Below are 13,400 nucleotides of genomic sequence, written 5' to 3'. Positions count from 1 at the left end.
GTTAGTGATTGCGCGTAGCGCCACCAGTCCACAGTGATCGGCTTCGACCGCACTACATCGCCAAACAGGATCGGGGGCCTGACGCAGCGCGAACCATAAGACTGTACCCATCCCTTCCTGGTAAATAGGAAGCCGGCGAGTTGCTCGCCAAAGTACTGCACCATGTCATTGCGCTCAAATTCGCCGTGCACGAGGACGTCAAGACCGATGTCCTCCTGCCAACGTACGGCGCGGGCTATCTCCTCCTTGATGAACCTATCGTATTGTTCGTCGCTCAACGCGCCTCGCGCATGCGCCGCCCGCGCATTTCTGACTTCTGTGGTCTGCGGAAAGGATCCGATCGTCGTGGTGGGAAACGCAGGTAGTCCAAAGCGTGCCCTTTGGATCTCGGAACGACGGGCAAACGGGCTTGTGCGCCGGCGTATCGTCTGGTCGATCGCCCTCATCCGGGCAGCGACATTGGCATCATGGATCTTCGGCGAAGTCCAGCGGGCAGTCGCAGCGCATTCCGAATCGGCAAGAGCGAGCCCGACATTTTGGTCGCCAGCGAGTGCTCGCGCCAGGATCGCAAGCTCACGCATCTTCTGAACAGAGAAAGCAAGCCAGCTCTTGACGTCAGACGCGAGCCCGGTCTCGAGTTCAACATCGACCGGCACATGAAGCAGCGAGCAGGATGGAGCGAGCTGTACACGGTGCTTGCCGAGCTTCGCAATCGCGGGCTCCAACCGCCGACGGAGCGACGACAAGTTGGATCGCCACACATTCCGGCCGTCGATGACACCGAGCGACGTGACGAGATCACTTCGACCGACAGCGACGATCTGATCCAACAACTCTGGCGCTCGAACCAGATCAACGTGCAGACCCGAAACTGGGAGGCTCAAGGCGGTATCCAAATTGTCGCCTAGGTCGCCGAAATAGCTGGCAACCATGATCTTGATAGCCGGTCCCTCCTTTGCGAACCGGTTATAGGCATGTAACAATGATTTTCGTACCGCTTCGTTCAGATCAAGGACCAGGCAGGGCTCGTCAAACTGAACCCAACTTGCCCCTCGTTCGACCAATTCATGCAGAACCTCGATATAGACCGGTATCAAATTATCTAATAGGGACAGGGGCTGGAACGCGCTATCGGCACTCTTGCCGAGCTTTAGGAATGTGACGGGCCCGATCAGGACAGGGCGGGTCTGAAAGCCGAGAGCCTTTGCTTCCTCATACTCTCGATGGGTTTGCGAGAGCAAAGTCTGAACGCCTGTCCCTTGTGAAACTCGGGAACCATGTAGTGGTAGTTGGTATCAAACCACTTAGTCATTTCCTGCGCGGGTGCGCGAGACCCCCGTGGGCCGAGACCGCAACTCGCATCCTGGTCGTCGCATTGTGATCCGCGAGCCATGGCGAAGTACGTCTTGAGGGAAATGTATTCTCCTTTCGAGGCGCAGATCTCCGGGACAGCACCAACCATGACACTTGTATCGAGCACCTGATCATACAGCGAGAAGTCATTCGACGGAATGATCGTGACGCCGAGAGATTTCTGACGAGCCCAGTTCGCGGCGCGCAGGCCGGATGCGTCCTCAAGCAATTGCTGCTCGCTGATCTTTCCCGCCCAGTAGCTCTCGAGAGACAGTTTGAGCTCACGCCTTGGACCGATGCGTGGCGTTCCGAGCGTAGCAACCGGAAGAGAGAGAAGAGACATAGTTTTAACCCCTGTTGGGGACAAAGGCCATGGCGGACGCAGGCAGAAGAAGTCGCGCGTGCGACGGCTGCTTGGCGCACCACCGAGACACCCCGCCCGTGGACCAATATATATCGTCGGGGCAGGTCTCCTGGCTCGCTGGTCATCGCTGCTGTCGGCCTTCCCAAAGCCGTGCGGGCTTCAGTGACATCGTTGGACAGTAGCTCGCCGCTCACAGTTGCGGGGGCAGCGCCGGAATTTGCACCGGCTTCCCTCTTAGCTCCGGATCAAGTGGGATTCGGAGAACCTCGACGACTTCGATTATCGGCAGGAGGACTCTTCCGTCAACCTCTCAGATTATGTGCCAAGCTACTCTGTGACATCTACTCGGCGAATAACCGTGCATTTCTATGATTCTCTAAACAGAGCTGCTGCAATCGCAAGTACCCTTGCCAGATGTCGGAGTGAGCATCGGAGCTGCCTTGAGGCGAGGCGGCCCCATCAATGAACCCGACAAAACCAGCCTGCGCGGCGAGAATTACCGCCGTTTCGAGCAGAATGCATTCGATGCGGCTTCCGATTTCCAGCGGTTCGCCCAGCACGTCGGCTGGCCAGCTATTTTCTCAACTAGAGGATCCGCATTGAATACGTCAAGGCAACCGGCGCAATCTAGAAACATACGCGGCGAGCAGGTTGATTTGCGTGCCAGCCACGCTTCAAAGTTTGTCGATTAAGTCGGCTTCGTGTCCCCAGCCATCATGTAGATCGAATGCCGACGGCAACGACAGCGAACCACACGGTTCAAGGACGGCAAACGCACTGCCGATTCTCATTAGGCACTTGGCATCGAGGCGTTTACCTCTTCCGCAAACTATCGAGTGCGGGACAAGGATGCACAAGCTACGGCCGATACACTGAATGGAAACATCGAACGTGCGCAGGTCGGAAAGTCGACAAGAATGACATAACACCCGTGCAAATCTCCGCCTGCTGCCTGGCACGAAGAATGCAAGCCCCTCGAACATGCCCAGTCTCTCCCGCTGGGCATGTCCAGCTCAGCCAATTGACGCTGTCGCTGGGTAGGGAAGTTAGCGGCGCGTGACATAGAGGGGAGCGCCTGCCCGCACGGGATAGCCGCGGGTGCCCCGACGCGTTTCCGTAAACTTCTTGGGCTCGCTCGCTCCTAGCAGGTTCGAGGTTGGCCCGCTTTGAAAGATGTACGGATGAAACGCGATAGGCCGAGGGTTATGAAGAGAATGTCGGGAAGACCCGCGCTATGGCGTTGCCTGAGCGGACTTCTAATCTGCCTAGCCTGGCCGGCGACCATGAGCAACAGTATTCGCGCAAGCGACATCCCAGTTGTCGAAAGACTCAAGTCAACTTGGCGAGCGCAAGATGGTGAGACGGTAGAACAAATTATCTCCAATGTCTCGAAGGTGGCACAGTTCGTCCCTCAGATGTGGGGCGTCGTTGAACTTGGCGAAAACGACTATGTTTTCGTTTCATGGACCAGGCACCGAGACAACAAATCAGACGAACAGTACGCTATCACCTGGAAAGTTGCGCTCGACGGCACGACTGAACTGGCGTCAACCTATGCGAAGCCCATGGAATTGGGCTGGCGCGCCCTAGCGCTCTCGTTGATCGCCAGAGAAGTCGCAGATGGTGAAAGGAACGCAAATCTTCGCTTTCTGCATGATCCGACTAACTTCAACTTTGTGACTACGCCGCAAGGCCGGCTCGGCGATCTTCTAGGGCAAGGCCGCTGCACTATCATTGAACCTGTTGGGGTAGACTACTTACCGAAGCGGAATGACAAGCCGAACGAGAAAGGCGATCTGTGGCGTATTCTGCTCTTGGTGAATTGCGATCTCCAAGGACCACGTTATTTTACACACAACGGGGTCATCACTTTCGAGAAGAGCGAAGGCCAAGATTGGGAGCCACAATCCTCCTTTGCCAAGCGGATCGCTAAATTTCCTCCGGGATCCTGGTTCCAACGCACCGAGCCAAAGGAAGAGGAAGACTTAGGAGACCGAAGGCCTTAGTAGACGGTCGCGCAAAGCAACATCGGACCGCAGCTGCCGTACGGTCGAACGCCTCGTACCACCTGCAAGACATACGCGGTCTGCAGTTGTGATGTTTACGGCTCCGCAACAGTGCGCCTGCCCTTCTTGCAGCATTTCGGCCCGCCTCACGAAAGGTCGAGCAGCACGATGGCGCTTTTCCGCCAGGTGTCGAGCTCAGCGGCGCACTAGTTTGCGAGATGTGGTTTGCCCGCCTGCACTCCACCCAGTGAGAGCAACCAAGTTGTGCGGGCACCAGCTCTCATGCATTCTTCGCTAGAGCGCTGGGGGATGCCTCGGGCCCGGGCCGATTCGGCGTGTGTGCTCCGCACGTCGCGTGACTGCGTGACGTGCGCAGGAGCGTGAGCGTAGCGACTTTGACCCGGCCCTAGGAACCGATGCCGAGACGAAATGGGCGAGGAAGTTACACTGGTAGCAAGCCCGGCATACCCGCTGAGCGCCTGCCCATTTCCGAGTCGCAGGCCGGGAAGCTCCGGAGCTGTACGCAGAACGTCGAGCGCCACTGACTCGGCTCTAGATTTCCTCGCACTGATTTGTCTGCACGTCATAGACCCGGATTCTAAGCTTGGGAAACCGCTTCTTTAGTTCTGCTCCACCTGCCGTGGCACCGTCTTTGGTTGCGAATTCCGCTCTGAGCTGACCATCTACTTCAAGCGCTTAAGATGAGACCGATACTTCCCGAACGACTGCGACCATGTCATTCCCATTATTAGTGAGGTGCTGAAGAATGATGTGTAGCTTGAGTCGGCTAAACCGTACCAGAGCTATTCGCCCCGCGTGCGCCATGGGCAAACGCGTATTGTGGACTGAACCCTCACACTGAATTGCATCAGGATGGCACTCGCGATTGTCCGAACACGTGGGCAGCTTGCGCACGCCCGGAGCATCCACGGCAAAGCGCGGCTCCATATCGCAGCCGTTCCAATTCCTGGAGCAAACGGGCGCTGATGCTAGCGTTCCTGGGTAAGCCACTCGAGATCGCAGGAACCGTCACGACCAATAGCGGCCGCCCGTAGCGCTGCCTGAGTCATAAACAATTCAGTTCTTGTGCAAATGGATGGGCGGTAGCACCAACGACCTATGGTGCAGCGCGGAGGAGCCAAATGCCACAGTGCGATTGGTAGCAACGATCATATGGCTCGGCGTGAGAAGGTACCGGATTTCCGCGATTTTCTCGAAAGAACGCTTCATCTATGCGGCGAGCATTGAGGCTGAACTCCGTCGCGTACTTTGCCTACACAGGCCAGAGCGAGTCAGACCAGATCATTTTTGAGGATCTTTTTCGTGACACGACTTTTGGGGCGAATTCATCGCCCTCGTCGGAACTGTCCGGTTTGCTGATGGAAGTCGTCATCAACCATCGCAAGGTTGCTCCTCCAAGCCTGACTCCGCCGCAAGCACCGACGCTTCATGGTCCTCACTTTTGCAAAGAGGTAGCACAGCCTTCCAAGGCTCGGGTTTGTCTGGCATCTCGAGTTCGGCGCCACGAGGATCTCCTCCTCAGGTGCAGAGGGTACAGCGCGTTCAGGGTAAGAGAGGCGTCGATGATCGAAAGATACCGCCGCACGCACACGGAAACAAATCTCTTGATCCTTACGCAGCGTCAGGTCGTAGCTTCGAACTCACGCCAGGCTCTCATAAAGCACACATCGAAAGCCGAACGGACATCTGCGGTCGAGCAATCGAATGTATCGGCACCGGATCGTGCGTGAACATGGATCAGGAGCGAAAGGTTATTGTCGGGATGAAGCACCCCGGAAGTATGTTCGTATTGATCGCTCTCATCACATCTCCGGTTTTCGCCGTGACACTCAGCGGTGCTCCGCGCATCCTCGATGGCAATACGATCGAGATCGAGAAAACAAACGTCCGGCTCTCAGGCATCGAAGCTCCTGAGACGGATCAGATTTGCCTCGACGCACAGGGCCGGAAATGGGCCTGCGGCGTAGCTGTTCGCGACGAGCTCATCAAGCATTCGAATGGGCGAACGTGGGATTGCCATACCGAAAGAGTCGATGAGTATCGGCGAGCCCTCGGCAGCTGCTTCATCGAAGGCGAGGATGTAAACGCCTGGATGGTACGCTCAGGCTTGGCGCTATCGGCTGGTGCATCTCACCATAGCTACATTGTCTATGAGTTGGTGGCGAGCACAGCCAATGCGGGACTGTGGTCCGGCGCATTCATCGCGCCCTGGGACTGGCCTCGCCGCAATCGGGGCACGATTATCGTGGGCGCGACGTCGGTTCCGGTCGACGCTCAGGAAGTTCTGCTTGGATCCGTCTTGCTATCGGAACCGCCGTCGCCCGAGTGCCTGATAAAAGGCACTGTCGAGCGCAGAGGCGAGCGCATTTACTACCTGCCAGGGCAACCCGGTTACGAACAACTCGACATGACGAAGACGCGCGGTGGACGCTGGCTCTGCAGCGAAGCGGAAGCCGACGCCACCGGGTGGCGTAAGGCCGTGCGATGAGGCGACACATGAAAGCAGCCCATTCTCAAGACATGCACCATTTAACCAGGCACGCGCGTTCGCGCCGGTCACTGTTGCTGTTCGCTGTTTCGACAGTTTTCCTGCGGTTCGGCAGTAAGATTGTCGATGCGAAGGAAGCAAAAGGCCCGCCCAAGCCAAACAACCTGCTCTCGCCAGATGCTGCCCTGAATCGGTTGCTGAAGGGGAACGATCGTTATGTCCAGGGCGCACCACGAGCCGACAATTTCAGCCGCGAGCGGCCGGTCTTGGTTGAAGGACAAAATCCATATGCAGCGGTTCTGAGCTGCGCCGACTCCCGCGTGGTCCCCGAACTTGTCTTCGACAGCGGATTAGGTGATCTGTTTGTCTGCCGCGTGGCCGGTAACTTCGCTAACGATGATACGCTCGCCAGTATGGAATACGCGGTTGCCATACTCAACACGCCGCTGATCCTCGTACTTGGCCACGATCATTGCGGTGCGATAGACGCCACGATCAAGTCGCTCCATGAAGATAAGCGGCCGCCGGGGCACATTTTATCCCTGGTAACTGCACTTTCTCCTGCAGTGAAAGCATCTCGCGACCAAGCCGGCGACGGGATCGCCCAAGCAACCCGACAAAATGTGATCGATAACGTCAACAAATTGAAATCGGACAGGTCCAATTCTGAACGGCGCAGTCGAGCAGAACCGACTGAAGGTCGTCGGGGGCCTGTATCGGATCGACACCGGCAAGGTCGATATCGTGAGCTGATGCTAGCGCCTTCACGCTCCCGGCAATCGTCTGCCGCCTGATACATCGCTTCAGATCCGCGCAATATTGTTGGTCCAACGTCTACCACAAATACGCCCGGATACTATCCGCTCTACAATTGTCATCGCTTCAGGACTCCTAGATATGCGCGGCCTCTTAATTCTTCTCGTGTTTTACGCACTCATGTTGGCAACGCGCGGCCAGCAACAAGAAACACACATAGCGCGTCCGGCAGCATTCATGCCTCCTGATTGAGCCGCCAACCCAATGGAGGTGGTTCGGGTAGCAGATTGCAATGCGAAGCATTGCAGGCTCTGAACTCCAGAGCACGCGACGATCCCGAGAGCTTCTCGTCTCCGATTGGGTAATGCATCCTCGGTCATGCTTTTATAACCGAGCTCAGCCAGGGCTGAGGGATCACACAGAACAACCAGCATGACTGCCCGGCCGGGCTGTAAAGCAACATGCTACCTGTATCCGTACCAGACAGCCCTCCTGCATGAGCCATTTGGTGACCGGGACCATCGGAAAACCAGCCGCGCATCAATCATTCGCTAGATGGTCTCGTTCGCCGTCCTCCATGACGAGCTCGGCACGAGAAGAAACTCGAAGCTTACAAAGTGCGTCGCCTTTACGCGGGGGCTGGTAGGTTCTAAGTCGCGGCGAGACTTAGCAGGTTTCTTGTTCTATCTGCGCAGGTCAATTCGGTGCGACAACAGCCATGTTTCAGCGCGCGCACCGCGCCTACAGGCCGGAGAGCATCTGGTAACCGCGCTTCCACAATCAGGCCCTTCAAGCACGGATTCGCTTAGTGGGAACAGAGCACTAGCTTCAAAACGTGTCGTGCCTGGTCTGTCACAAAGCTCGTGGTGCGCGCATAGTTGTCGCACGAATTTGGCAAGCTCGGAAGGCTGCAAGCATTGGTAGATCGCCGAAGAAAGAGGCGCCACCGGCCGCAAGAGGGTCGGCCAGTCAGGAATGTGCTCGAACTTGCGTTCGGTATGTCAGAACGTGGCCAGACTCCTCTGTCGCTGGCAAGCCCGGAAAGCCACCGAAACCTGTTCGTAACGCTTCGTCTTCGCTCGCATGAGCGGACCACTCTTGCAGTCACCTCGAACGCGGAGTTGATCGTGCAATTGCGTCCGGAGCCGCCGTGCGTTTCACGAACACCTGCGTTCTTGAACTCTGCTTCTAAGCAAGCGCTCACCAGCAGTCGCAGGAGCAGCACATTTGGGCTGTTGGTAAACCTCAGGAGACCGGAGCCGGACTTAAGCTTAAGCAGGAACGTTGAACCGGGTTGGTGGCGGTCGCGGTCCGCCTCTGTGGTTTTCTTCGCGGCCTGTTAAGGACATCTTGTGCCTAAAAGCAAACCGGAGCGCAAGAGCATTGCGCTGGCACGGCACGGCGGAGTGATCTCGCGCAGTTCAGACAAAGCCGGCAGCTATGCTTGATGGCACGTCAATTGCTGGGAAGACGGGCAAGAGACCGCAGGCTTGGGCGCTCTCCCAAGCACAACTCAAGAATTCCAAACGTGGTTCGACCCGGCCTGTCACAAGTGTGACCACACGTTCATGTGGAAACGACATGCACCGCATGCCCCGATCGACCGCCGGAGATTCAGTTCGACAAACGCGGATCGATCCCGCCGCAGCCTATCGGCTGCTTTGCCGGTCAGCCCCAATGGCAGGGCGACAGCTATATCTCGGTCAGGCGTCCGGCCGCACAAGTTTGGGAAGCTACCGTGTCCGATCTCATGGACTCGATATCAAGTGCGACTGCTTTGAGAACGCCGTCCAGCGGGGCCAAATCACCTGGCCTTGCCATGCGGCGCCCATATGAATGACGCGCGGCGATGACCGGCTCAAGACACGGAGGATGATCTATGAACGCTCCACCAGAAACGGTGACTTCCAGAACCCACGCCGCGGCTGCGACCTGGGCTAATCTGTCGCCGCTACTCGTCGAGATCCGTGCGCGTCGCAACGAGTTTAGCCGCACGCAGAAGATTCCAAAAGAAATCATCGACAGTTTCAGACGCGTCGGCGTCTATCGGGCTATGGCTGCCAAGCGATTCGGCGGCGAGGAGCGAACGCCGGCCGATTTTTGTCGGCTGGTGGAGCGCATTTCCGAGGCCGACGGCTCCGCCGGTTGGGTCGCCAGCTTCGGGGATGGAGCTCGCTACCTCGCTGCTCTTCCGGACGACACGCTTCGCAAAGTGTACGCCAATGGACCTGACGTGGTGTTGGCGGGTGCGCTTTTCCCACTCCAACCCGCTAAGCGATGCGCCAAGGGACTTATCGTGAACGGCGTGTGGCCATTCGCTAGCGGCTCGCCAGAGGCGGATTTGATAGGAGTTGGTATCACGTTGGAAGACGATCCGAGCGGTGATCTTCCGCGTGTAGCGGTGATGCCGGCCGAGAAGGTGACAATTCGGCCCAATTGGGACGTCATCGGACTGCAAGGCACCGGAAGCCACGACGTCGTCGTCAGCGACGTCATTGTGCCAGAGGAATGGACGTTGATCCGCGGCGGTCCGCCGACACTTGATGGGCCGCTCTATTGTTATCCATCCGTCGCCTTCGCCGCGCAGGCGCATGCGATTGTTGGCATCGGGATTGCGCGTTCTGCAATAGACGAGGTGATCGCCATGGCCGCAACCCGTGCCTCGATCACTGGAGCGCCCGTGATGGCTGAGCGCGGCTATGTGCAGCTTGAAATCGCCAAAGCCGAAGCGATGCTACGTTCCGCTCGTTCTTTCTTTTACGACGCCACCGAGGAGCTGTGGAAGGAAGCGCTCAAGGGTGAGGTAAATCTTGGCACCACGACGCTAATGCGGCTCGCGGCGACGAACGCCGCGCGGCAGGGCGCTGAGGTCTGCAGAATTGCCAGCGGTCTGGCTGGAACTGAGGCGCTCTATAACGCCAGTAATCTAGCACGGGCCATGTGCGACAGCTTCGTGGTTGCCCAGCACGCAGCTTTAAACGAGGGAACGCTCCAGAGCGCTGGCCGCGCCCTTCTGGGAAGTGCAATACAGCCGGGCTTTCCATAAAGTTGGTCACGCACGGGCAAGCCACACGCCACGCCAACGGATTACTGAACTTGCGCGATGAGTGGCCTGCCGCTGAGGGCGTGGCCCCTTGTTTCAATTTGAACAAAGACACCGCAGGGCAAAGGATCCCGCTACATATCCTGGACTACCCGTTCGTTGTCCAAACATACGAGTCCTTATAGCCTCTTAGCCCCTCAATCATCGACGTTACCGAGCAGGATACACCTGAACTTATGCGAAACGGCTCGCGGTTCAACTCACGAACTCTCCAAATCACGCGCTAGCGGGACTCTCGCACCGATTGCCTACTTGCCGTTTGTGGCGCACGGTGCGGAAGAAGCTCTCAATGGCGCATTATCCTAGCATTCACCCTTGCGGCTCATCGATGCGGGCACGCAAGCGCTGGCAGCGGCCGTGCGACCTTAGCCTGCGCGTACTGTATACGCCCGATCGGAAAGTCGATCAATCCACTCTTGCCCGCTGCTGGCGAATTGGCAACGACGGCGCGGAAAAGACGCTTCGGCCTTCATGAGGTCGCGCTTCGCCCGGCCGGCTATCTTGCGGCTGATGAGTTCCATGGCGGCAGCCAATACAGCGAGCCCTATGCGTTTAGGATGGAGTGATATCGGCAAGCCGGACCTAGTTTTGGCTGCGCCGGTGAAGCCGCGCGATCAGATTCGGCGTGATCGGCATTAGATCCTGGCGAGTGTCGGTCGAGCGGGTCCGACGTAGCGGCGCCAAGAGCGCGCGAGCCCGTGCTGCTACGGTTCGATCGCCACGGTAGCCGCACGGCCTGCCTTCCTCCGGGCCGCGTGGACCCCAGCACCGCCATGGCGCTGGCCGCTCCCAATGGGTCGGTCGACATGCACGCCGGCCCAATGGACAAACCGCACTGCCTGTCCAGCTCACGATAGCCGCTTGACGATCACCGTTGTGCAGCTGTGGCCAGCACGGAGTCCGCTGGTCAGGTCATGAATGAGACGCTCGATATGAGCCGCTAGGCGCGCGCATTTTTGAGCAATACATCACCTTCCACTGCGCGCGGATAGTGAGCCGCCACTTCAAAGGATGGCAATAAGTTAAGAATGGCTTGCAATGACAACTGCCCTTCGTAGAGCTCGCGGTCACTATACTCGGTGTAGATGAAACGCGTGTTGCTGAACGTCCGCATACCGCCGGCGATAACGTCGGCTTCGGCTCCCTGAACGTCCATCCAAATAAAATCGACTCCGTCCAGCTTAGCTTCGCTGCACCAGTCGTCCAGCCGCCGTGTTTCAACCGAGACAGGATGATCAAACCGGACCCAATCGTACTCGGTAAGATGGTTCTTCGGACGGCGTATTGAACCGGATAGGTCCCAATCCTTTGCATCGCCATCTGCATTGCTGGGGTAGAAGTCGATCGTCCCGTTTCGATCACTGATGGCTATTTCAAACAGCTTCACCCTATTGAGGGATGGGCCGAGCTTCTTCTTGAAGCGCGCGATCGCTCTGGGGTCCGGCTCAAAGCAGTAGAGCTGGGGTTGCGGGCAGAGTTCTAGGAACTTTTGCGTATCAGTCCCGTCATTGCAGCCGATATCCAGGATGACTGGATTCGGCTTCTTAAGAAGTGAGATGATGTGCTGATGTACTTCTACGGACGACACAGCTGCTTTTCCATGGTGCGCGGAGATTTGGTGAATTTCGACATCACACGCCAGAAGCCGCTGCACAATGTATATCAAGGTATAAGCTTCATTTGTCAGTCAGTCCTTTTGATCCACGACAGCTGTTTGGATGCCATCGACATCAAACTGAGAGGTTATCCATCCCGATGCAATTCTCGAACTTATCGTCGGAACGCGCGGCCTCAGTGAGCCAGATCGTCGTATTGGCTCTTTCAAGTTGCCGAAGACCGCCTTCCTTTGAGCGTCACCTGTTGGATATCGACAATTGCGCCGAATGTGCTCTGCCGACTGATGGCCGCCATCTCAGATTCGCTGCCAGTAGCTCCCGACGGTCTTTCCCTCGGAAGCGTAGGCGAGGAACGAGGTCGGCGAAAGCCCCGATGTACGCGTCGCTCGGCGCAATCAAGCTTTCGCGGCGCTTGCAACTTTCTTCAAGTGCTGTCGGCTTACGAATGACCAGGGTCAAGTCGGTAGGCTTTAAGTGCCCTGCCACGGCAGGATACCGGCGATCCGGTACAATTCGGTGGTGACCTGCCTTGGAGCAGGCCGCCTCTTACAAGAAGCAGAACCTGATTTTTCGATATCGTTGCATACTATTCGCATGCACGACTCCGGCAGATTTGACGAGCCGCTCTTCGATAACCCTTGTGGACCGCACGCTTCGCCGGCCAGACTTGCTAGATTGTACCGTCAGGTAATCATGTGCAATCCCCACGTCGTCGAAACACTCTCGATTAGTGCAACCGCCGCCCGAGCAAGGTTGAAGTGTCCCGCGGCTCAATGCGCGTGTTTCCAGGAAGCGCAATGTCATTTTCACAACAGCCGGGGGGCTGTGCGCCTCAGCGCGTATGCTTCCGGACAAGCACACACGCTGCCGGGCAATGCTTTTGCAGAACTGTACGGATAGATTGCTCGGCGCATTTCTGGCCTGACTCTTGCTATAGTTTACTGGCCACGTTTGCCTAATCTCAACTTGTTCAAACGCTCAGGAGACCTCTATGAAATTCCGTCCGCTTCACGACCGCGTCGTGGTCAAGCGCATCGACGCCGAAGAGAAGACCGCTGGCGGCATCATCATTCCCGACACAGCGAAGGAAAAACCATCGCAGGGCGAGGTCATTGCAGTTGGGCCGGGCGGCCGCGATGAGAGCGGCAAGCTAATTCCGATCGACATCGAAGTCGGTGAGCGGGTGCTGTTTGGCAAATGGTCCGGCACCGAGGTCAAGATCGATGGGCAAGACCTGTTGATCATGAAGGAGAGCGACATTATGGGCGTTCTCACGGATGTGTTCTCCAAGAAGAAGGTCGCCTAATCCTGGGCTCGCACAGCTCACCCTCCGAGGAGAGCCTACCGGGCGCGCTGGAGGATCATTTAATTGGAACTGAAGGAATTCTCTATGTCAGCTAAAGAAGTCAAGTTCGGAGTAGATGCGAGGGATCGTATGCTGCGCGGCGTCGACATTCTCGCCAATGCCGTGCAGGTCACTCTTGGTCCAAAGGGCCGCAACGTCGTGCTCGACAAGTCGTTCGGCGCGCCACGTATTACCAAAGACGGCGTTGCCGTTGCCAAGGACATCGAACTCGACGACAAGTTCGAGAACATGGGCGCCCAAATGGTGCGCGAAGTGGCTTCGAAAGCTGCGGATGCTGCCGGCGACGGCACCACCACCGCGACCGTCCTGGCCGCCGCAATCGTGCGT

The 13,400-nt window shown here is 57.4% G+C and carries 7 protein-coding genes, 3 pseudogenes and 1 riboswitch; of the genes and pseudogenes, 7 read left to right on the top strand and 3 right to left on the bottom strand.

The features are described from left to right. Positions 1 to 446: pseudogene (locus XF30_RS39255) on the bottom strand (5-methyltetrahydropteroyltriglutamate--homocysteine S-methyltransferase); the annotation flags it as partial. A gap of 327 nt (positions 447 to 773) precedes the next feature. Continuing rightward, positions 774 to 1,696: pseudogene (locus tag XF30_RS39250) on the bottom strand (5-methyltetrahydropteroyltriglutamate--homocysteine S-methyltransferase); the annotation flags it as partial. A gap of 103 nt (positions 1,697 to 1,799) precedes the next feature. After that, positions 1,800 to 2,001: riboswitch (cobalamin riboswitch) on the bottom strand. Positions 2,002 to 2,139: 138 nt separating this feature from the next. Here XF30_RS39250 and XF30_RS38045 point away from each other — a divergent pair. From XF30_RS38045 to XF30_RS11710, 5 genes and pseudogenes are all read left to right on the top strand, one after another. Continuing rightward, on the top strand, positions 2,140 to 2,409 hold the full coding sequence (locus tag XF30_RS38045) for a hypothetical protein (RefSeq protein ID WP_158284353.1): 270 nt from the start codon (positions 2,140 to 2,142) through the stop codon (positions 2,407 to 2,409). A gap of 591 nt (positions 2,410 to 3,000) precedes the next feature. After that, positions 3,001 to 3,723: a nodulate formation efficiency C protein gene (locus tag XF30_RS11730; RefSeq protein WP_244608927.1), complete on the top strand. Its 723-nt coding sequence runs from the start codon at positions 3,001 to 3,003 to the stop codon at positions 3,721 to 3,723. A 1,753-nt stretch (positions 3,724 to 5,476) separates the two neighbouring features. Next, entirely contained in the window at positions 5,477 to 6,232 is a 756-nt protein-coding gene (locus XF30_RS11720) for a thermonuclease family protein (RefSeq protein ID WP_244609094.1), read from the top strand. An 8-nt stretch (positions 6,233 to 6,240) separates the two neighbouring features. Continuing rightward, positions 6,241 to 6,985, top strand: a pseudogene (locus XF30_RS11715) (carbonic anhydrase). A gap of 1,882 nt (positions 6,986 to 8,867) precedes the next feature. Next, positions 8,868 to 10,034, top strand: coding sequence for an acyl-CoA dehydrogenase family protein (locus tag XF30_RS11710; RefSeq protein WP_109142786.1), 1,167 nt, complete (start codon positions 8,868 to 8,870; stop codon positions 10,032 to 10,034). A 997-nt stretch (positions 10,035 to 11,031) separates the two neighbouring features. Here the strand turns inward: XF30_RS11710 and XF30_RS11705 are convergent. Further along, positions 11,032 to 11,679, bottom strand: a complete 648-nt coding sequence (locus XF30_RS11705; RefSeq protein ID WP_109142785.1) for an FkbM family methyltransferase — start codon at positions 11,677 to 11,679, stop codon at positions 11,032 to 11,034. 1,019 nt (positions 11,680 to 12,698) lie between these two features. Between XF30_RS11705 and XF30_RS11700 the strand changes: the two genes are divergently transcribed. Beyond that, on the top strand, positions 12,699 to 13,013 hold the full coding sequence (locus XF30_RS11700) for a co-chaperone GroES (RefSeq protein WP_109142784.1): 315 nt from the start codon (positions 12,699 to 12,701) through the stop codon (positions 13,011 to 13,013). An 84-nt stretch (positions 13,014 to 13,097) separates the two neighbouring features. Further along, positions 13,098 to 13,400 (top strand): TCP-1/cpn60 chaperonin family protein (locus tag XF30_RS39245; protein ID WP_283811211.1); only part of this gene is annotated, 303 nt, incomplete at its 3' end.

The organism is Bradyrhizobium sp. SUTN9-2, assembly GCF_003122645.1.
Taxonomy (GTDB): domain Bacteria; phylum Pseudomonadota; class Alphaproteobacteria; order Rhizobiales; family Xanthobacteraceae; genus Bradyrhizobium; species Bradyrhizobium yuanmingense.
Note: the sequence above shows the minus strand (reverse complement) of the source record. Positions and strands in the feature narration are given on the sequence as shown.